The sequence below is a fragment of the Dactylosporangium thailandense genome (genome assembly GCF_059739745.1).
This window is the reverse complement of the sequence record NZ_AP029195.1, coordinates 6786147-6805405: the sequence shown is the minus strand read 5'-3', so window position 1 is coordinate 6805405 and position 19259 is coordinate 6786147. Positions and strand designations below refer to the sequence as shown.

The following is a 19259-nucleotide window of genomic DNA, read 5'->3' as shown; positions in this document are numbered from 1 at the left end:
CAACCTCGTTCCACTGATTGAAACGCGCTTTCCATTCTCGGCCCCGATCTTGCCGCGCCGCCTCCACGCGCGTCAAGGTCGGTGGTCGTCGTTCACCAGGGCGCTCGGTAGTCCCGCTGCCGCCGCCCGTCCCGACCGATGCCCGCAACCGCAGGATCTCGGCGGTGCCCGCGACGACGAGCGCGAGCCCGAACGCCCAACCGGCTACGAGGCTCCGCGTGAACCGGCGCCGATGCGGCGGGGGCGGCCATCACGCCGCAGACGACCGAGACGACGGCCTCGGCGGCGTCCGTGCTCCAGGGCTCGGCGGGGGCCGTAGGCTGAGGCGCATGGCTGACGCTGACGACGTGCGGCGCATCGCGCTCGGGCTGCCCGACGTGGTCGAGATCGACAGCGACGGCTTCGACTTCCGCGTGGCGAACAAGGGCTTCGTCTGGTCCTACCCCGAGCGGATTCCGGGCAAGCCGCGGGTGATCCGGACCGACGTCGCGGTGCTCTACGTCGGCGACGAGGCGGAGAAGCAGGCCCTGCTGCTCGGGGAGCCCACGCGGTTCTTCACGAACCCGGGGTACGACGGACTGCCCCTGGTCATGCTCCGCCTGGAGACCGTCGACGAGGCCCGGCTGGAGGAGCTGATCACCGACGCCTGGCGGATGCGAGCGCCCGATCCCGGCCTCTAGGGTGTCCGCTGCCGCGCGCATGACAGATGTCATCCCCGGCCTGTGCCGGTCGGCACCGGGATCGACGTCGATGCCCGCCTACCGTCATGGGCATGGATGAGAACGAGACGCCGTTCCTGACCGGCAAGTCGGGCGCCACCTGGTACTGCAACCTCCTCGGCGGCACCAAGCGCCGCGGTGCCTGGACGATGCCGCAGGACATGCGCGTCGTCGGCCCGCTCGGTGGCGCCAACCTGGACCTGTGCGAGGCCACGCTGCCGCCGCGCCCCGTGCTGACGAAGATCAGCCTGATCGGCGGCGTCTCCCTGCGCGTCCCCGCCGACGTGGAGATCGAGGTCGAGGGCTTCCGCATCTTCGGCGGCGTCCGCATCGAGCCCGCGTCCGAGGGCGCGGCGCGGAGGCTGAAGGTTCGCGAGTACAGCCTGATCGGCGGCGTCCACGTGGTGCGCGGCTGACCCTTGACGCAACCGAAAGGTTGCAATAGCTTAAGTAGCAACCGAAGAGTTGCTACTCACTGGAGGTCGTCATGGGGTTCCCCGATCGCATCGAGCGGACCGTCGAGCTCACGCAGCCGCCGGCCCGGGTCTGGGCCGCGCTCACCACCGCCGAGGGGCTCGGCACCTGGTTCGGCAACGGCGCCACCGTCGACCTGCGCGAGGGCGGCGAGGCCAAACTGACCTGGGACAGCGGCGACCAGGCCACCCTGCACATCGAGCGGGTCGACGAGCCGGCCGTGTTCGCGTTCACCTGGGGCATCAACGGCCTCGCGGCCGAGGATCCCCGCCGCACCTACGTCGAGTTCACGCTCGAGCCCGCCGGCGCCGGCACCCGGCTGCGCATGGTCGAGTCCGGCTTCGCCCAGCTGCCGGAGGATGCGTACCGTAAGGCGTTCGAGAGCAACACGGGTGGATGGACGCACGAGCTGGGTGAGTTGGTCGAATACCTGCATGCCGCCTGAGCACGAGATGCCGCCCGACATCGAGGCGGTCGCCGAGCAGGTCTTCGTCGCCCTGGCCGACCCGTCGCGGCGCGGCATCCTCGCCGCGCTCGCGCAGGGCGGCCCGGCCACGGCGACGGACCTGGCCGATCGCCTGCCCATCACCCGGCAGGCGATCGCCAAGCACCTGGCCCTGCTGTCGGAGGCCGGCCTGGTGACGGCCGAGCCGGGGGAGCGCCGCCGCGTGCGGTACCGCCTCAGCTCCGCCCCCATGCGCGTGGCGCAGCAGTTCCTGGCCGCCCTCGCGCGCGACTGGGACGACCGCCTGGACGCGCTCACCGAGCACCTCAACCGCGGGGACCGGTGAGCGCCGGGCCCGGCGCCCCTGCCGGCGTCAGCCGCCGAGGGACTCCGCGGTGCCGACCTTGCGGGCGGCGAGCGCCCGCACGATGAGGGCGGTCTCGTCGTACCCGAGGATCAGCACGCCGTTGGGGGAGTTCTGGCGGACGCGGGCCGCGATGCCCGAGAAGTCCTCGGTCGTCGTCGGGTAGGAGATCAGGTCCACGTCCGCGTCCGTCATGCCCGCGGTGAGCAGGTCGGCCTTGACGTTCTTCTGCAGCCCGAGGCCGTACGCGTCCTCGCGGGCCACGATCGTCACCCGGTGCGGGCCGTCGCGCATGACGACGTCGGCCAGGGCGCGGGCCTGCAGGGTGTCGGGCGGGGCGGTGCGGAAGAACAGGCCGTTGTCGGCGATGGTCGACAGCTCGTCCGACGTGGACGACGGCGAGATGAGCATCCGGTTCGCCGCGGCGATCTTCGGGATCATCGCCTTGGTCACGCTCGACGACGACGCGCCGATGATGACCTGCACGCCGAGGCCGATGAACCGGTCGACCGTCGCCGCGGCCACCTTCTCGTCGGTGCCGTCGTCGCCGTCGACCCACTCCACCGGCTGCTCGATCACGCCCCCGGCCGCGTTGAGCTCGGCCACCGCGAGCCGGGCGCCGGCGAAGCGGGGCGCGCTGCGGAAGGCCAGGCGCCCCGTGTGCGGCATGAGCCCGCCGACCTTCAGCGGCGGGATCCGCTTCTTCGCGTTGCCCGTCGGGTACGCGGTGTAGGGCGGCGAGGCGGCCGTCGAGGCGCTCCCGGGATCGCCGGCGCCGATGTACTCCGTCAGGTTGTCGTTGATGGTGTTGCTGCGGCTGAAGTGCAGCGCGCCGTAGGAGGCCGAGGACGGCTCGCCCGCCTCGGTGAAGCCGCTGCGGCGCATCGACACCCCGCGGTAGGCGAAGTCCTTGCCCGCCTTGGCCAGCGCCAGGCACGCGGCCGCGCTGTCGCAGACGGTCCCGGAGTTGGAGGCGCCGACCATGTACCTCGAGATCGCCGTCGCGTCCGTCGAGCGCGCCGACTCCGCGGCCAGGCCGGCCAGCAGCACGGCGTCGTAGGCCTCCGCGGCGTAGCCGTAGTCGGCCAGCGAGGAGTCCACGCCCCGCAGCCGCTCCTTGAACGACTCCGGCAGGTCCAGCAGCGGCGCCGTGCCGACCATCCCCGACAGGATGACGGGGCTGTCCTTGAGCTTGTCCCTGAGCGAGTTGCTCATGTTCGCGTCGGAGCCATAGAGATGCACGACCATCGGCTTGCCGTCGTCGCCGCCGTCGGCCGGCGTCGTCCCGCACCCCCCGGCGATGACCGCCACTCCCACGAGCGTGGCGAGCATCGATGCCTTGCGTCCCACGAACCCTGCCCTTCGCAAATCGGCCCCGGCGAACCTAAGCGGCGCACACCGGACAGGCACAGGCCGTGATCCGGACCTTGAGGAAACCTTGAACAGAAGCGATGGAACGGGATGGAACGCATCACACCTCGTCACCATGCGTAGAAGGGAATCCCCGCATGTCGCTGTCGGCCGCGAAGAGCCGCGTGATGCAGGCCCGCACCCAGATCGAGACCGGCCGCCTCGACGACGTGGAGCCCACGCTCGCCGCCGCGCCCGCACCGCCCGAGCCGGCCCCGGCGCCCGCCGCCGAGCACCCCGCGGACGTGGCGCCGGCCCGGGCGAGCCGGCTGGTCGAGCAGGCGTGGTCGCTGGTCGAGAGCGGGCGCACCGAGGCCGTCGACGCCGTCCTGGCCGAGGCCGCCGCGCACCTCGCAGCGGTGCCCGCGAGCCCGCAGCGCGACGGGCTGCTCGGCCGGGCCGAGGGGGCGCTCGACGCGCTCGGCGGGGACTGGCAGGCGCGGATGCGGGCCCAGGCCGTACACGATCGGTGGCTGGTCCTGCTGGACGGCGTCGAGGACTGGGCGGACGAGTCCGACGACCCGGCGCAGCGGCCCCTGGAGGAGCCTCGGCTGCCGAAGACCCGCGAGGCGGTACAGCGCCTGCGCCACTTCGTGCGCGACGACGACGGCGACGAGGCCCCGGCGATCCGGGCCGTCTACCGGGCCGCCGCCGAGACGTTCGAGCGGGCCGGGGTGCGGCTCGACGCCGCGTTCGGCGCGATGCTCGACGACGCCGAGCGGCGGCCGGTGCCGCTGCGCGGGCCCGAGCTCGACCGGCCGCTGCACCTGGCCACGGCGGCGCGGTACACCTTCGAGGGCACCCGGTTCCTGGAGGCCAACGTGGCCCGGGCGGAGGCGCTGCACGAGCGGTGGCAGGCCGAGGTCGTGGCCGTCATGACGGCGCGGCGGGCGCTCTACGACCGGCTCGCCGCCGAGGCCGGCGCCGCCTGGCCGGGGATCGTGGCCGGGCACGGGCCGGTGCCGTTCGCCGCGGGCGCCGAGCCGGGCACCACGATCCTGCTCAGCCGCGTGCACAACCGCGCCGGCTGGGACTTCGACGGCGGCGCGCATCCGTTCTCGCTGCGCCACGACGGGGTCGTGCTCGCGGGCGACTACGAGCCGCACGTGCTCGCGGCGCTGGAGCACGCCTGGTACGAGCTCAAGCTCGACGTCAACGACCGCATCCCCTGGGACGTCGTCGCCGTCGTCGAGGGCCCGGGCACGGTGGGGGAGCGGACCGTGGTCCCGGTGCGGGACTTGGGCACCGGCCTGGAGATCGGCAAGCGCGAGGAGTGGCCGCCGGTCCCGTGCGTGCGCCTGCGGATCATCGCCCTGCACGCGGGGCCGGTCGCGGTCTGACCCCGCGGATCATCGCCCGGCCCGCGGCCCGGTCGTGGCATGAATCGGGGATTCCGCCGGGGCGGGCAGGGGACACGCTGAGGCACATGGCGTACGCATACCAGCCGCAGCAGGCGTGGCACCCGCACCCGGTCCGCACCACGGCCCCGATCTCCCTGCACGTCGTGGCCATCTTCCAGTACCTGGGCGGCGTGCTCATGCTCGGCGCGGCCGCGCTCCTCGCGCTCGCGGCGGCCCGCATCGCCCCGGCGTGGGACCTGCGGCTGGGCGGGGACACCTTCACGACCCGCCCCGAGGTGCTCACCGTCGCGACGTACACGGTCATCGGCACCGCCGCGCTGATGGGCCTCATCGCGATCGTGCTCGGCCGCAAGCTGCAGAACGGGCGCAACTGGGTCCGCGTGCTGCTCACCCTGCTCAACGGCCTGAGCGTGCTCGGCGGCGTCTACCAGGGCTACGTGCAGGGCGCGCCGTACGCCGCGACCCTCATGTCGGTCGCGTTCCCGCTGCTCTTCGTGATCCTGCTCAACACCCGCGCCGCGCGCGGCTGGTGCCGGTACCGCACCTACTGAGCGTTGCGCGGGCGGGGTGACCTGGCATTCTGGATGCCGTGAGCACCGACCCCCGCCTGCGTGAACTGGCTCTGCTGCGCCGCGTGCGCGACCGGATCGACCGGGAGTACGCGCAGCCGCTCGACGTCGAGGCGCTCGCCCGCGGGGTGCACGTCTCGGCCGGGCACCTGAGCCGGGCGTTCCGGGCCGTCTACGGAGAGTCGCCGTACAGCTACCTCATGACCCGCCGCATCGAGCGCGCCATGACCCTGCTGCGCCGCGGCGACCTCTCCGTCACCGATGTCTGCTTCGCGGTGGGATGCTCCTCGCTGGGCACCTTCAGCACCCGCTTCTCCGAGCTCGTCGGCATGTCCCCGAGCACCTACCGGCGCAAGGCCGCCGAGGACGCCCGGGGCATCCCGCACTGCGTCGCCAAGCAGGTCATGCGGCCGATCAGGAATCGAGAAGTCGCGCCCGGGCGCGGCGTCTAACGTGGGCGCATGAGCGTCATCATTCAGCACACCTTCCTGCCGGCCGACGACCATGAGGCCTCGGTCGCGTTCTACCGCGACGCGCTCGGCTTCGAGGTCCGCAACGACGTCGGCTACGGCACCATGCGCTGGGTCACGGTCGGCCCGAAGGACCAGCCGCAGACCTCGATCGTGCTCTGCCCGCCCGCGATCGACCCCGGCCTCACCGACGACGAGCGGCGGACCATCGTCGAGCTGATGGCCAAGGGCAGCTACGCCGCGATCGTGCTGGCCGCCGACGACCTGGCCGAGACCTTCGACCGCGTCCAGGCCACCGGCGCCGACGTGGTGCAGGAGCCGGCCGACCAGGACTACGGCGTGCGCGACTGCGCCTTCCGCGACCCGGCCGGCAACCTGGTGCGGATCAATCAGCGCTGAGCGACTCGTAGTAGGGCTTCATCGACGGGTAGTAGTCCTCGAACGGCCTCGCCGGCGTGCCCTCGCGGGCGGCCACGAGCGCGTCGAGATAGAACTCCCAGCCCGGGCCGACCTCGCCGACCTGGCTCACGTCGACGCCGCGGTGCACGAACCGCAGCTCGGTGGTGCCGTCCCGCTCGGTCAGCAGCACCTCCATCCGCCAGTTCCCGGCCTCGTCGGAGCCGGACACGGCCAGCCGGCGGGGCGGCTCGCACGCGTCGATGCGCAGGTCCATGACGGGCTCGCCCTCCTCCTGGACCATGCGCACCTTGATCGTGCCGCCCGTCCCGCCCTGGCCCTCCCACGGCCCGAACCACCGCGCGCTGCGCTCCGGCTCGGTCACGCTGGCCCACACGTCCTCGATGCCGGCCCGGAACGTCCGGACCAGGACGAGGTCGTGCCCGCCGTCACCCGGGATCAACTGCCCGCTCATGCGCTCTCACTCTCCGCTCGATGCTCGTCCGGTTGCCGCCTGCGGTCGCGGCGGGTGCGGTACACCTCGGTCTGCAGGGCGTCGAGCCGCCGGGCCCAGACCGGGCCGGGGCCGGCGATGGGGCCGGTGAGCCGGTCGATCCATCCCCGCAGCTCGGCGAGCGCGGAGGGGTCGAGCTCGTAGCGCCGCTCCCGGCCCACCACGCGGTCGCGCACGAGCCCGCTCTCGCGCAGCACGCGCAGGTGCCGGCTGACCGCGGGCCGGCTGATCGGGAACGCCTCGGCGATGCGCCCGGCCGCGATCGGCCCGTCGCGCAGCGCCTCGAGAATCTGCCGCCGCACGGGATCGGCAATGGCCGCGGCCACCTCGTCCACCCGGGAAGCGTAACCGATGTGTTACACGTCCGCCAGTCGATACACTGGAGAGAGTGACCCTTTCGCATCTGGAGCTCTTCCAGCGGTACATGCACGCCGGCCCCATCACCCGCAGCGCCACGGCCTACGCGAACCTGTTCACCGAGGACGGCGTCTATGAGGCGCCTCTCGAAGGACTCCGGCTCGAGGGGCGGGAGGCGATCGAGCGGGGCATCGTCGCCGTGCAGGAGCGGCCCGCTCCCCAAGGCGCGATGAACCCCGGCGCCTCGCGGTTCACGCTGCACGACACCGCCGACCCCGACGTGTTCGTCACCGAGATCGACGCCGTCTACGACGGGCCGGACGGGCCGGCCACCGTGTCGCTCGTGCAGATCTTCCGGCGCCGTGGCGACAGCCTCCGCGAGCTGCGGGACTACTTCCGGCCCTGAACCGTTCACCGACCGTGGTGCCGTGCGCCGGTCAGCCGACCGGTGCACGGCACCACGGGGACGGTGCTACAGGACCGCCTCGATGGGGCCGCGCAGGAAGTACACGATGAAGAGCACGGCCACGCCGTACAGCAGCGGATGCACCTCGCGCGCCTTGCCGCTGACCAGCTTGATCACCACGTAGGAGATGATCCCGGCGCCGATGCCGTTGGAGATCGAGTAGGTGAAGGGCATCAGCACGATGGTGAGGAACGCGGGCAGCGCGATGTCGTAGTCGGCCCAGTCGATGGTCCGCACCGCGGTCATCATGAGGAAGCCGACGACCACGAGGGCGACCGACGCCGCCTCGAACGGTACGACCGTCACCAGCGGCGCGAAGAACATCGCCAGCAGGAACAGCAGGCCGGTGACGAGGCTCGCGATGCCCGTGCGCGCGCCCTCGGCCACGCCCGAGGCGCTCTCGATGTAGCTGGTGTTGCTCGACGTGCTGGCGGCGCCGCCCGCGGCCGCGGCGAGGGAGTCCACGAGCAGGATCTCCCGGGTGCGCGGCGGCATGTTGTTCTCGTCGAGCATCCCGCCCTCCTGCGCCACCGCGACCATCGTGCCCATGGTGTCGAAGAAGTCGGTGATGAGCAGGGTGAAGACGAACATCAGCGGCACCAGTACCCCGGCCGTCTGCCAGGAGTGCAGCACGTTGAAGTGCCCGAGCAGGGACAGGTCGGGCCGGTCCACGATCTTCTCCGGCAGGGTGGGCACGTTGAGGCTCCAGCCCTTCGGGTTCGGCTTGCCGTTCACGAACGACGGCCCCGCCTTGGCGATCGCCTCGATGACGATCGCGAGCACCGTGGAGGCGAGGATGCCGATGAGGATCGCGCCGCGCACCCTGCGCACGACCAGCACCACGGTGAGCAGCAGCCCGACGCCGAAGGCGAGCGCGGGCCAGCTGACGAGCTTGCCGCCGATGCCCAGCCCGACCGGCACCGTCGTGCCGGCCGCATCCGGGACGCGGCGCACGAAGCCCGAGTCCACGAAGCCGATCAGCGCGAGGAACAGCCCGATGCCGACCCCGATCGCCGTCTTGAGCTGCGTCGGTACCGCCCGGAAGACCGCCGTGCGCAGCCCCGTCAGCACCAGGATGGTGATGAGCACGCCCTCGATGACGACGAGCCCCATCGCGTCGGCCCACGTCATCTGCGGGGCGATCTCGAACGCCACGAGCGCGTTGACGCCCAGGCCCGCGGCCAGCGCGAGCGGGAACCGGGCCACGACGCCCATGAGGATGGTCATCACGCCCGCGACCAGGGCGGTGCCGGAGGCCAGCGCGGTGATCGCGAGCTTGCCGCCGCTCTTGTCGATGCCGCTGTTGAGGATCAGCGGGTTGAGCACCACGATGTACGCCATCGTGAAGAACGTCGCGAGGCCGCCGCGGATTTCCCGGCTCAACGTCGAGCCGCGCTTGCTGATCTCGAAGTACCGATCGACACGGCTCTGTGTCGCGGCGGGTTGCCCGGCCATGGAACCTCCAGGTGGATCTATGGTTACGCGCGCATGATGTCACCTGCGGCGTCACCGGCCCAGACCTGCGGTGATACGAAGTGGTAAACCCCTCAGGGCCGCGCCGGGCCCGGGGGATCCGCGGGGACGGGCCACCGCTCGACGATCGCGCGCAGCGGTGCGAAATCGACGTGATGGAACTTGTACCGCCCGCTGCGCTCGGCCCGCACGAACCCGGCCTCGGCGAGGATGTCGAGGTGCTGGGAGATGGCCTGGCGCGAGGAGGCGACGCCGTGCCTGGTCGCGAGCCGCGCGCAGATCTCGAACAGCGTCTGCCCGTCGCGCTCGGCCAGCTCGTCGAGGATCGCGCGCCGCGTGGCGTCGGCGATCGCGGCGAAGACGTCGCTCACGCCGTACAGGATAGGCAAGCCATGACTTGCCTGTCTATGACGGGGCCGCGCCCGGATCGCGCCCGGTGCCACAATGGGCGGCCGTGACCCGTGATCATCAGACGTGCCCGCGCTGCTCGGCGCGGCTGGCCGGCCACCCGCCCGAGGCGCCGTGGTGCCCGGCCTGCGAGTGGAACCTGGCCCGCTACGACCGCTTCGCGGTGGCGTCCGAGTGGGGCAACCGGCAGCTGGACCGCGTCGCGCACCGGGTGGCGTTCGGGCTGGACGGGCTCACCTTCCGGCGCCTGCGCGGCGGATCCGCCGGGCGGCGGGGCGGGCGGGCCGGCCGCGGCCTGCTGCTGGTGCTCTGCGCGCTGGTGGCCGCGCTCGGCCCCGCGGCGCTGCTCGGCGGCGGATGGTTGATCGCCGCCGGGCCGGGCGCCACCCCGTACCTCGGCCTCGCGCTCGTGCTGCTCGCGGTGGTGCTGCGGCCCCGGCTGCGGCGCGGGCGGCCCGACTGGTTCTGGGAGGTGCCGCGGGAGGCGGCCCCCGCGTTCTACGCCCTGCTGGAGCGCACCGCGGCCGCGACCGGCGCGCCGATGCCCGCCGTCGTCGGCTTCTCCGCACAGGTCAACGCCTCGGCCGGGCACTGGGGACGGTACCGCTACCTCGACATCGGCCTCCCGCTGTGGGCCGCGCTGCCCGCCCAGCCACGTGTCGCCCTGCTCGCCCACGAGTTCGGCCACTTCGTCAACCACGACGTGCGCGACCGGCGCCTGGTCGCCATCGCCCGGCGCACGCTGGCCACGCTCGTCGACACGCTGGGCCGCACCCTGCTGCGGGTCTTCGGCCCGTTCGCGCTCCCCGTGGTGCTGCCGCTGGACGCGGCCCTCGCGCTGCTGCTGATCCTCGGGCAGCGCGACGGCCAGCGCGCCGAGTACCTCGCCGACGGTCTCGCCGCCGACGCCGCCGGTGGCCCCGCCGTCGCGGCGCTGCTGACCCTGCTGCTCGTCGGCGAGGAGCTGATCCCGGCCCTGCGGGCGATCCGCGGCCGCGCCGCCCGGCCGGAGGACTGGCGCACCGCCGGCGTCCAGGCCCTGCGCGACGCCGGCGACCTCCGGGTGCGCGAACAGCGCTCGCTGCGCGCGGAGGCGTCGCTGCTGGCCACCCACCCGCCGGTCGGCCGCCGGATCCGGATGGCGGCGGCGCACCCCGCGGGCCGGGCCCCGGCCGTGGAGCTCTCCGAGGCCGAGGCCGAGCGCATCGACGCCGAGCTGGCCCCGTGGTACGACCGCCTGCGCGCCCGGGCCGCCGAGGCCGCGTACATCTGACCCCGGATCCGCGCGGCGGCAGTAGCGTCGGAGGCGTACACCACCGAGGAGGACCAAACCATGGACAAGCGCACGCTCGGCAACGGCCTCGAGGTCTCGGCGCTCGGGCTGGGGTGCATGGGCATCAGCCACGGGCTCGGGCCCGCATCCGACCGCGTCGACGGGGTCGCCGTCATCCGGGCCGCGGTCGAGGCCGGAGTCACGTTCTTCGACACCGCGGAGGCGTACGGGCCCTACGTCAACGAGGAGGTCGTGGGGGAGGCCCTCGCGCCGTACCGCGACCAGGTCGTCATCGCCACCAAGTTCGGCTTCGCGTTCGACGGCCGGCCGAGCGGGCTCGACAGCCGGCCCGAGCACATCCGCCAGGTCGCCGACGCGTCGCTCAAGCGCCTCGGGGTCGAGACGATCGACCTGCTGTACCAGCACCGCGTGGACCCCGACGTGCCCATCGAGGACGTCGCCGGCACGGTCAAGGAGCTCATCGCGGCCGGCAAGGTGCGCCACTTCGGGCTCTCCGAGGCCGGGGTCGCGGTCATCCGGCGCGCGCACGCGGTGCAGCCGGTGACCGCGCTGCAGAGCGAGTACTCCCTGTGGTGGCGCGAGCCCGAGGCCGAGATCCTGCCCGTCCTGCAGGAGCTGGGTATCGGCTTCGTCCCGTTCAGCCCGCTCGGCCGCGGCTTCCTCACCGGCAAGATCGACGCGAGCACCACCTTCGGCAAGGGCGACATGCGCGGGACGCTGCCCCGGTTCAGCGTCGAGGCGCGCGAGGCCAACCAGGCCCTCGTCGACCTCGTCCGCGCCGTGGCCGAGCGCCGCGGGGCCCTGCCCGGGCAGGTCGCGCTCGCCTGGATCCTCGCCCAGCAGCCGTGGATCGTGCCCATCCCCGGCACGCGCAACATCGGCCGGCTCACCGAGAACGTCGCCGCGGCACGGCTCGAGCTGACCGCGGACGACCTGGCGGAGCTCGACGGCGCCGCCCAGCGCATCACGATCCAGGGCGACCGCTACCCCGAGCACATGCAGCGGATGATCAACCGCTGAGCCGCCGCCGCGGCGGGCGAGGCCCGACGCCGGGGGCACCGCCGCGCACGGCCGCGGCGGTGCCCCCGGTCGCGGCCTCGCCGCGACCCTCCGCTCGTGCGCCCGGGCAGCCGGGCGCACGGACCGCGCCGGCGCCGCTGCCGCCGCGGCGCTGGGCGCTGGGGGAGCTGTGGGGGAGCCAGAGCCTCGTACTCGGCGGCTTCGCCGGCGCCGAGCAGGAACTCCCGTCCGCGCCGCAGGCGTGCCACGAGGCGACGCGGACTGACTCGCCTACAGTCCACATGTGTACTTCGTGTGCCGGTGGCGGGAGCGTTCGCTGTTCAGCAAACGGGTGGTCACCGTCGCGGACGAGACCGTGCTCGACTGGTTCCGCCGCGGCTGGGACCGCGACGACCCCGAGGCGTGGATCGGCAGCGAGCTGGGCGGCTACGTCTATGGCCTCGACTCGATCTTCGACGAGGTCCGGGAGCGCAACGTGCCCCGGCCGCGGAGCATCGACGAGCTACGCGAAGTGCTGGACGAGCACCTCTGGGTGGAGGGCGACGACGAGGACGCCTGTATCCGGCTCGGGGAGCACGCGCTGCGAGTGCGCACCGACGACGACGAGGTGGATCTGGCGTACTACCTCATCGACGACGTGGCCGCCGCGGCGTCGCCGGACCGGCTGGCGTTCCTGTTACACGACACCTGGCCCCTGCCCGGCACAGCCGCAGCGCCCGGCGCGGTCTTCGACCATCGCGTGCCGGTCCGGACCGTCCGGCCCGCCGGGTCCGGGACGGAGTCCGTCTTCTCGGTCCGCCTCTGCTGGGAGTCGCCCGACGCCTACCGGAACCTGCATCTCACGGGCGCCGTCGTAGTCCCCGGCCTGACCGTGCCCGATCTCGCCGGATACCTGCGGCGCGTCGAGGACCCCGGCGCCCACCGCTGGCCGCACGACCTCCGTCTGCTGCGGGCTCTCCTCGGCCCGCAGGAGGATGACGTGGGCCCGGCGCTGGAGCGCTACCTCCGCCTGCCCGGCTACAACCCGTCACCCTCCGGCATCGACCGGACACCCGCCCATGACGCGATCCACGACCAGGTGCTGCGGCTGCTGCGCCCGGAGCCGCTCGCCGGGTCGCTCATCCAGCTGGACGGGCACATCGCGCAGGTCGCCCGGTACATCGACGACTTCTTCGGGTTCGACCAATGGTTCCTGTTCGACACCCGATGGGCGGCGGCCCACCCGGACCTGGCCCGCTCGCTGCTGCGCTACGCGGCGCATTGGGACCCGTATGAGGGCGTGGTACCGCGCTGACGTCCGGCCCAGCCGGTTGACTGTCCGCCATCGGCACTGCGGTGAGCTGTGGTCACCGCACCCGGGCCGACGCCGGCCTCGTCGAGCATCGACACCAGCTCGCTCTCGGCCGCGCGGATCATCATGAGCAGAGTGTCTCGCTCGCGCACGCGGTTCACGGCCGCGGTGTCGGTGTGGCGACATCGCCGCTGGTGAACGTGGTTGTGGCGGGTGCCGTGTCCCCCTGTGTCCGGCGGCGGACGGAAGCCGCGGGGAAGGGGAGGAACAACGATGGGCATCATCAAGGGCATCGCGACCCTGGCCGTCGGCGCGCTCGCGGGCGCGGCCGTCTACGCCGGCGTCAGCACCTTCGGCGGCGGGGCGGGCGTCCCCGAGTTCGACAAGGTGGGCGACTACACGTCCACGGCGAAGAACGCGGTGCGGTTCACGCTGGCGCCGAGCAGCGACCAGCTCGCCAGGTGCATGCCGAAGGCCAAGGTCGACGTGGCCGTCGCGCTGACCACCGACGCCAAGGGCTTCGACGTCCTCGACGTGCACATGACCGGTGCCCCGCCGAACACCTCGTTCACCGTCTTCCTGCTCGAGGTGCCGGGCAGCCCGTTCGGCGCGGCGGAGTACATCGGCGATGTCGGCACCGACAAGAAGGGCAACGGCAGGACCGAGTTGAAGCTCATCGTGGAGGAGGCGTTCTCCTCGACGCTGGTCGGCGACAAGCGCGTGCGCAAGGAGCTCGACCACGTCGGCATGTGGTTCGCCGACCCGAAGGGCGACGACTTCTGCCTCGGCGCGGGCGCCGGGCCCGTGACGCCGTTCGACGGCGACAACGAGGCCGGCGTCCAGGCCTTCAACTCCGCGCCGTCGCTGCCGAAGGCGCCACTGCCGTAGGCGATCCGGGCCGCTGCTCGACCGTCTGCACGCTCCAGAACACCGCGAACAGCAGCGCCACCGCGATCTCCAGCCAGAACAGGGTGATCGCGCCGAACGCCCACAGCGGGATGCCGATCGCCGCGACGGCGATGAGGGCCCAGGCGACCAGGCCGTACCGGTCCGGCCTCGCCTGGGCCTGCGGCGTCGCGCGGTGCCGGCGGCGGTTCACCAGCGCCACGGCGATGATGCACAGCAGCAGGCCGATCGCGGCGGCGAAGTGGGCGTGGTCGATGAACCAGTCCAGCGACGCCGCGAACGTCCCCAGCGCCGCGGCGTAGAGCAGCGCCGCCGCGCCGATCCCGGCCCACGGTGCGTGCCGGTCGCGCCGCGCGAGCGCGACCGTGACGGCGATGCCGAGGCCGCCGAGCACCAGCAGCGCCGCCATGTTGTTCTGCACGTTGGCGCGCGTCGCGTCGGCGAGGGCCTGCACGGTCGGGCAGTCGATCCCGTTCGGCAGCGGGCCGCCGCCGGCCCGGCAGGCGCGGACCGCGGCCTCGTAGTCGTCCCCGCGGGCGGTCGGGACCACGGCCACGACGGGCGCGAGCATGCCGCCGAGGTTGAGCAGCACGTCCTCGAGATCGGTCGTGCCGCGCAACGCGATCATGCTCGCGCCCAGGCCGACGAGGGAACCGATGAAGATGCCCTGCGCCGGGGTGTAGTAGTACGCACTCACGGACGACAGCGGGGTGCCGCCCTGGTGCCAGGTCTGCAGGCCCACCGCCGCGCCGAGCGCGACCAGCAGGCCGACCATCGCGATGCGGACATACAGGTATGACCGCAGCCACGTCTCGCTCGGCTCCACGTTCATAGCCGTAAACGTGCGCCTCGACGCTCCGTGACGTCCAGTGTGCAGTCGGCTACGCGATACCCGCGCGGATCAGGCGACCCAGAGCGCGTAGAGCCCCGGCGCCTGCCAGTTGGTCGGGGTGATCGTCTCGCAGTAGTAGGACGTCCACTGGTGGTTCTGCTGGCCGCTGTGCCCGACGCCGGCGCACTGGTCCGGCCAGCCGTAGAGCCCCTGCCTGGTGTAGCCGGGCGCCCCGGCCTCCGCCGCCGCCGCGCCCACGCCCACGCCGGCCAGCACGACGCTCGCGATCAATACCGTCCTGGTGATGATGCGCTTCATGAAAGAAAGTTAACGATTAAGTCCATCGATGCGCAACGATAACTTTGCGTCATCCCGGAAGGCCTCGGGCCGCCGCGCCCGCGACGGCCCGAGAAGGCCCGCCGCGCCCGCGGCGGCCCGGGAACGCTCAGCGCGGTGCGGTCACCGGGCGGAGCAGCTGACGTTCGTGACCGCGAAGTTCGGGCCGTTGAAGACCAGGCCCCAGCTGGTGCTCGCGTTCGCCCCGATGGTGCCGTTGTACGAGGCGTTGGACGCGGTCACCGTCTGCCCCGACGCCGACAGGGTCACGTTCCAGGAGCTGGCGATCGTCACCCCGGCCGGCAGCGTGAACTTCACCGTCCAGCCCGAGGTCGGCGCCGTGCCGGTGTTGGTCACCTTGACCTCGGCCTGCCCGCCGCCCGACCACGAACCCGTGGTGGTGACGGCGGCCGAGCACCCACCGGCGGGCGCCGGCGACGAGGACGCCGACCGGCTCGGCGAGGCCGACACCGACGCCGACACCGACGCGCTGGGCGAGGCCGACGCCGAGGCCGACTTGGACGGCGACGGGCTCGTGGAGGTGCTCGTGGTCGTGTAGGTCGCCTGGGTGTACGCCTGGCTGCACTGCGACGAGCACGCGGCCGGGAGCGAGAACGCGTACTCGCGGCCGTTGAACAGCAGCGCGTCGTTGACGTCGCGGACCCGGATGCGGAAGTCGGTGCCGCCGGACGTGGTGCCGCCGATGACGTACGACTGGCCCATGTCCCCGTTCATCGTCGCGGCCTTCCAGGCGCCGTCGGCGAAGTACTCGATGCCGTGCACGCCGTTGGGCAGCTTCGAGACCGCGATCGCGGGCCACCAGCGCTGCGCCCCGCTCAGGAACCCGATCTTGATGTCGCCGGAGTACGCCGGGGCCGGGATGAACTGCCAGGACACGTGGCGGTTGTTCCAGTGCGACGGGTACAGGTCCGTCATCGGCGCGCCGTTCTTCACGAACCTGTTCAGCGAGTCCTTCGACAGGTCCAGGTGGTACTTGTCGTCGCGGCACCAGGCGTTGGAGTCCCCGCAGCTGTCCGCGACGATCATGTCGAGGGTGCCGCCGTTGTACGCGTCCGCCGTCCACGCCCCGCTGCGGCAGAACGCCTGCCCGAGCGCGCCGTCGTTGACCCCGGTGCAGTAGTCGCCGATGCTCACCCGCACCCAGCGGCCGCAGTTGTGGCCGTTGTTCCAGATGCCCATCTTGTCGGCGTCGGCCGAGGACAGCGGGCGCGGGTAGAACGTGCCGCTGCCCGGGGTGTCGAAGACGTTGAGCGCGACGAAGTTCTGCGTCTCGAGCTCCGCCTGCGGCAGGCCGCAGCCGCCGTAGGGCGCGCCGAGGCCGTCGAAGTAGGTCGCGTTGCCCGTGACCGGGGCCGTGGGCTCCGGCACCGTGGCCCGCGCCGAGGGCTGCAGGGCCAGCACGATGAGGGCGGCACCGGCCGCGGCGATGACCGGGATGGCCAGCCGGGCCCACCAGATTCCACGATGCATGGTGAGCAACGTCCGCGCCGGGCGCACGCAGCGTCAACGGCCGTTGCCCCGGGACGGTCGCCACCTGCGCCGACCCGCGAAAGTTACAGCCGGCCGTTGTACCGTCGGATCATGGTCATGCCGCAGATGCCCGTGAACGTGCCGAGGCCCTCGCGGCGGATCAGCGCCGAGGACATCCTCAACGGGCGGTACACGATGGACGGCTACCCGTTCCGGTACTGCTACATCGTGCCGGGCTCGACGGCCCTGGCCGGGGCCGCGTTCAGCTTCGGCACCGGCCAGGGGGACATGATGCGCGACCAGGTGCTCAGCGCGGTCGAGTTGCTCGAAACGCGCGGCTGGCACCTGGTCGCCATCGAACAGAACGGGCTGGTCGCCTACCTCAGGAAGTGAGGCTTACGCCGGCAGGCTGAACTTCTGCGCGCCGGTGCCGTTGCAGTCCCAGATCTGCACCTGGGTGCCGGACGTGGTCGACCCGTTCGGGTCGTCCATGCACTTGTTGGCCTGCGGGTTGTAGTAGGTGTTGTCGGTGCGGTGGATGAACACCTGCGCCGCGGTGCTGTTGCAGTCCCACAGCTGCAGCTTCGCGCCGTTGGCCGTGGAGCCGTTGGGGATGTCCAGGCACTTGCCGAACGCCCGCAGCGTGCTGCCGGCCTCGACGTAGGTCCACTGCTGCGCGCCGGTGCCGTTGCAGGTGTAGAGCTGCACCGGGGTGCCGTTGGCGCTGTTGCTCGAGCGGACGTCGAGGCACAGACCGCCCGGGCCCTTGACCGCCTTGCCGCTGGTGGGAGGCGGCGTCGTGGTGCCGCCGCCACCGCCGCCCGCGGTGTAGGCCGCGACGTAGTCGACGAGCATCGGCACGCCGGAGACGGTGTTGCCGTTGGGGCCGCCGCCGAACGCGTCCGGGAAGCCGCCGCCGATGGCCACGTTGAGGATCATGAAGAACCCGTGGTGCGTGGCGTTGTTCCAGGTGGTGGCGTCGACCTGGTTCGCGTTGATCGTGAAGAAGTTGTTGCCGTCGAGGTACCAGCGGATCTGCTCCGGCGAGGTGCTGCGGTCCTGCTCCACGGCGTAGGTGTGGAAGCCGGTCTGGCAGCCGCCGCAGGCGCGCTCGCCGCTGCCGATGCCCGTGGTCTCACCGCACGGGCCGCCCGGCGACGTCCCGCAGTGCAGGGTGCCGAACTCGGAGCTGCGGCCGTTGATGTCCTCCATGATGTCGATCTCGCCGATGCCCGGCCAGCCGGACGCGCCGGTGCCGCGCGCCGCCGCGCCCAGCGCCCAGAACGCGGGCCAGTAGCCGGCGCCGTTGCTGGTGTTGACGTTCGGCTGCTGGAGGCGGGCCTCGAGGCGCAGCTTGCCGCCCGCCGGCGCGGCGAGGTCGGTGCGCTGGGTCTCGACGCGGCCGCTGGTCCAGTTGCCGGCGCCGTCGCGGATCGGCTTGATCGCCAGGTTGCCGTTGCCGTCCTGGTAGACGTTCGCCGTGCTGTTGGTCATGTTCTCGATCTCGCCGGTGCCCCAGTTGCCGGCGCCGCCCGGGTACCCGTGGCCGAGGTCGTAGAGCCAGTTGGCGGTGTTGAGGCCGGTGCCGGCGGCACCCGTGAAGTCATCGGCGAAGATCCGCGTCCAGCCGGCCGGGGTGCTGGGCAGCGAGGCGGACGCGTCGGGCAGTGCGGCGAACGTGGCCGCGGCCAGCACGGCGACGCCGCTGCCGGCGAGGAGCGCGAGGCGCCCGCGCCTGCGTCCCTTGGATTTCTGTTGGCTTTCCACAGCGATGGTGTGCCCTTCTCAAGATGGGGGCGGGGGAGGGGCTTGTCCTGTTCAGCCCTCACCTGGCGGACGTGAGAGCGCTCTCAGGGCATGTTCGCTGACTGGAAAGATTGTTGTCAATAGGGGGTGGGCCGATGTGCGAATCTGTCGCCACCGGCCCACCGGCTGTTACTGGTCCGGGGTCACCATGACGACGCGGCGCCGCCGGGCGATTACGAAGAGCACCGCGCCCGCGGCGACGAGCGCGGCGCCGAGTCCCGCGTAGAGGGCCGTGCGGTCACCGGTCACGGGCAGCGCGGGGCCGGCCGCGGCGCTGGCGGACGGCGTCGGCGCGGCCGTGCGCGACGGCGTGGCCGTGGGGGCGGCCGTCGTCGGGTTGTGCTCCGGGGCCTTGATGGTGACCGTGTAGCGGCCACCGTCGTTGGCGCTGTCGCGGTCCTCGCCGCCGCCGTCGGCGAAGAACACGAGGCCGCCGTCGTCCGGATGGGCGTCGGCGAGCTTCAGGTGGAACGTCCAGGTCTTCTCGGCGCCGACGGCGAGCCCGTCCGGCGTCGTGCAGTAGTAGCGGTCCGGCTGGATCCTGCCGTCACACTCCGGGGACACGTCGCCGGTGAACTCGGTGCCGCCGGGCCGCTGGATGAACGCGACGCGGACGCGGCCCGGCTCGACGGCGGCCGGACCGAGGTTGCGCACGGTCAGCGTGATCGGCACGACGTCGCCGACCGCGCCGGTGACATTGACGATCGGGATCGTCAGATCCCAGGGAAAGGTGTCGTTCTGCTCGGCCTGGGCCGGGGCGGCGCCGAGGGCGCCGAACGCGACGATCGCGGCACCGGCGGTGGCCGCCAGGCGTCGCGGGAAGAGGGATGACATCCGGGGGTTGCTCCAGGGTCTGT

General features: G+C 72.4%; 24 protein-coding genes. 14 read left to right on the top strand and 10 right to left on the bottom strand.

Features of this window, described 5'->3' with window-relative positions:
- Positions 1–329 precede the first annotated feature (329 nt).
- The 4 genes from AC6JBM_RS30080 (at position 330) to AC6JBM_RS30065 (ending at position 1984) form a co-directional block, all read left to right on the top strand.
- Positions 330–680, top strand: a complete 351-nt coding sequence (locus AC6JBM_RS30080; RefSeq protein WP_497977405.1) for an MmcQ/YjbR family DNA-binding protein — start codon at positions 330–332, stop codon at positions 678–680.
- 92 nt (positions 681–772) lie between these two features.
- The gene (locus AC6JBM_RS30075; protein WP_497977404.1) at positions 773–1135 is read left to right on the top strand and encodes a hypothetical protein; all 363 of its coding nucleotides are present in this window, start codon (positions 773–775) and stop codon (positions 1133–1135) included.
- Positions 1136–1206: 71 nt separating this feature from the next.
- Complete coding sequence (locus tag AC6JBM_RS30070; RefSeq protein WP_350609407.1) at positions 1207–1638, top strand: SRPBCC domain-containing protein; 432 nt, start codon at positions 1207–1209, stop codon at positions 1636–1638.
- Entirely contained in the window at positions 1628–1984 is a 357-nt protein-coding gene (locus AC6JBM_RS30065) for an ArsR/SmtB family transcription factor (protein WP_497977403.1), read from the top strand. The genes AC6JBM_RS30070 and AC6JBM_RS30065 overlap by 11 nt, the downstream gene beginning before the upstream one ends.
- Positions 1985–2011: 27 nt before the next feature.
- On the opposite strand, the gene AC6JBM_RS30060 is transcribed toward AC6JBM_RS30065, so the two are convergent.
- Positions 2012–3352, bottom strand: a complete 1341-nt coding sequence (locus AC6JBM_RS30060; protein WP_497977402.1) for an ABC transporter substrate-binding protein — start codon at positions 3350–3352, stop codon at positions 2012–2014.
- A gap of 158 nt (positions 3353–3510) precedes the next feature.
- On the opposite strand from AC6JBM_RS30060, the gene AC6JBM_RS30055 reads away from it, so the two are divergent.
- From AC6JBM_RS30055 to AC6JBM_RS30040, 4 genes are all read left to right on the top strand, one after another.
- Entirely contained in the window at positions 3511–4752 is a 1242-nt protein-coding gene (locus AC6JBM_RS30055; RefSeq protein WP_497977401.1) for a hypothetical protein, read from the top strand.
- Positions 4753–4838: 86 nt separating this feature from the next.
- Positions 4839–5324, top strand: a complete 486-nt coding sequence (locus AC6JBM_RS30050; RefSeq protein WP_350609415.1) for a hypothetical protein — start codon at positions 4839–4841, stop codon at positions 5322–5324.
- 29 nt (positions 5325–5353) lie between these two features.
- Positions 5354–5794 carry a helix-turn-helix transcriptional regulator gene (locus tag AC6JBM_RS30045; RefSeq protein WP_497986551.1) on the top strand — a complete coding sequence of 147 codons (441 nt, stop codon included), beginning with the start codon at positions 5354–5356 and terminating at the stop codon, positions 5792–5794.
- 9 nt (positions 5795–5803) lie between these two features.
- Complete coding sequence (locus AC6JBM_RS30040; protein WP_497977400.1) at positions 5804–6211, top strand: VOC family protein; 408 nt, start codon at positions 5804–5806, stop codon at positions 6209–6211.
- Here the strand turns inward: AC6JBM_RS30040 and AC6JBM_RS30035 are convergent.
- Both AC6JBM_RS30035 and AC6JBM_RS30030 read right to left on the bottom strand, forming a co-directional pair.
- Positions 6198–6683 carry an SRPBCC family protein gene (locus tag AC6JBM_RS30035; protein WP_497977399.1) on the bottom strand — a complete coding sequence of 162 codons (486 nt, stop codon included), beginning with the start codon at positions 6681–6683 and terminating at the stop codon, positions 6198–6200. The genes AC6JBM_RS30040 and AC6JBM_RS30035 overlap by 14 nt on opposite strands.
- Positions 6680–7057, bottom strand: a complete 378-nt coding sequence (locus AC6JBM_RS30030; protein ID WP_497977398.1) for an ArsR/SmtB family transcription factor — start codon at positions 7055–7057, stop codon at positions 6680–6682. The genes AC6JBM_RS30035 and AC6JBM_RS30030 overlap by 4 nt, the downstream gene beginning before the upstream one ends.
- Positions 7058–7110: 53 nt before the next feature.
- Here AC6JBM_RS30030 and AC6JBM_RS30025 point away from each other — a divergent pair, with 53 nt between their 5' ends.
- Positions 7111–7485 carry a nuclear transport factor 2 family protein gene (locus tag AC6JBM_RS30025; protein ID WP_497977397.1) on the top strand — a complete coding sequence of 125 codons (375 nt, stop codon included), beginning with the start codon at positions 7111–7113 and terminating at the stop codon, positions 7483–7485.
- 66 nt (positions 7486–7551) lie between these two features.
- Here the strand turns inward: AC6JBM_RS30025 and AC6JBM_RS30020 are convergent, their stop codons facing one another.
- Together AC6JBM_RS30020 and AC6JBM_RS30015 are read right to left on the bottom strand one after the other, a co-directional pair.
- Positions 7552–9000, bottom strand: a complete 1449-nt coding sequence (locus tag AC6JBM_RS30020; RefSeq protein ID WP_497977396.1) for an NCS2 family permease — start codon at positions 8998–9000, stop codon at positions 7552–7554.
- A 92-nt stretch (positions 9001–9092) separates the two neighbouring features.
- Positions 9093–9389, bottom strand: coding sequence for an ArsR/SmtB family transcription factor (locus AC6JBM_RS30015; RefSeq protein WP_350609427.1), 297 nt, complete (start codon positions 9387–9389; stop codon positions 9093–9095).
- Between the two features lie 83 nt (positions 9390–9472).
- Between AC6JBM_RS30015 and AC6JBM_RS30010 the strand changes: the two genes are divergently transcribed.
- The 4 genes from AC6JBM_RS30010 to AC6JBM_RS29995 all read left to right on the top strand — a co-directional run bounded on the left by AC6JBM_RS30010 (position 9473) and on the right by AC6JBM_RS29995 (position 13919).
- On the top strand, positions 9473–10699 hold the full coding sequence (locus tag AC6JBM_RS30010) for a M48 family metallopeptidase (RefSeq protein ID WP_497977395.1): 1227 nt from the start codon (positions 9473–9475) through the stop codon (positions 10697–10699).
- 60 nt (positions 10700–10759) lie between these two features.
- Positions 10760–11740 (top strand): aldo/keto reductase, encoded by a 981-nt coding sequence (locus AC6JBM_RS30005; protein WP_497977394.1) that lies wholly within the window; start codon positions 10760–10762, stop codon positions 11738–11740.
- Between the two features lie 283 nt (positions 11741–12023).
- A complete protein-coding gene (locus AC6JBM_RS30000) occupies positions 12024–13034 on the top strand; it encodes a hypothetical protein (RefSeq protein WP_497977393.1) in 1011 nt (336 codons plus the stop codon).
- Positions 13035–13304: 270 nt separating this feature from the next.
- The gene (locus AC6JBM_RS29995) at positions 13305–13919 is read left to right on the top strand and encodes a hypothetical protein (RefSeq protein WP_497977392.1); all 615 of its coding nucleotides are present in this window, start codon (positions 13305–13307) and stop codon (positions 13917–13919) included.
- Here AC6JBM_RS29995 and AC6JBM_RS29990 read toward each other — a convergent pair.
- The 3 genes from AC6JBM_RS29990 to AC6JBM_RS29980 all read right to left on the bottom strand — a co-directional run bounded on the left by AC6JBM_RS29990 (position 13879) and on the right by AC6JBM_RS29980 (position 16596).
- Positions 13879–14769: a hypothetical protein gene (locus AC6JBM_RS29990; protein WP_497977391.1), complete on the bottom strand. Its 891-nt coding sequence runs from the start codon at positions 14767–14769 to the stop codon at positions 13879–13881. The genes AC6JBM_RS29995 and AC6JBM_RS29990 overlap by 41 nt on opposite strands.
- A 69-nt stretch (positions 14770–14838) precedes the next feature.
- Positions 14839–15087: a hypothetical protein gene (locus AC6JBM_RS29985; RefSeq protein WP_497977390.1), complete on the bottom strand. Its 249-nt coding sequence runs from the start codon at positions 15085–15087 to the stop codon at positions 14839–14841.
- Between the two features lie 141 nt (positions 15088–15228).
- Complete coding sequence (locus AC6JBM_RS29980) at positions 15229–16596, bottom strand: cellulose binding domain-containing protein (RefSeq protein WP_497977389.1); 1368 nt, start codon at positions 16594–16596, stop codon at positions 15229–15231.
- 111 nt (positions 16597–16707) lie between these two features.
- Between AC6JBM_RS29980 and AC6JBM_RS29975 the strand changes: the two genes are divergently transcribed.
- Positions 16708–16989: a hypothetical protein gene (locus AC6JBM_RS29975; RefSeq protein WP_350609441.1), complete on the top strand. Its 282-nt coding sequence runs from the start codon at positions 16708–16710 to the stop codon at positions 16987–16989.
- A gap of 3 nt (positions 16990–16992) precedes the next feature.
- Here the strand turns inward: AC6JBM_RS29975 and AC6JBM_RS29970 are convergent, their stop codons facing one another.
- Both AC6JBM_RS29970 and AC6JBM_RS29965 read right to left on the bottom strand, forming a co-directional pair.
- The gene (locus AC6JBM_RS29970; RefSeq protein ID WP_497977388.1) at positions 16993–18363 is read right to left on the bottom strand and encodes an RICIN domain-containing protein; all 1371 of its coding nucleotides are present in this window, start codon (positions 18361–18363) and stop codon (positions 16993–16995) included.
- Positions 18364–18531: 168 nt separating this feature from the next.
- Positions 18532–19236 carry an LPXTG cell wall anchor domain-containing protein gene (locus AC6JBM_RS29965; RefSeq protein WP_497977387.1) on the bottom strand — a complete coding sequence of 235 codons (705 nt, stop codon included), beginning with the start codon at positions 19234–19236 and terminating at the stop codon, positions 18532–18534.
- Positions 19237–19259 lie beyond the last annotated feature (23 nt).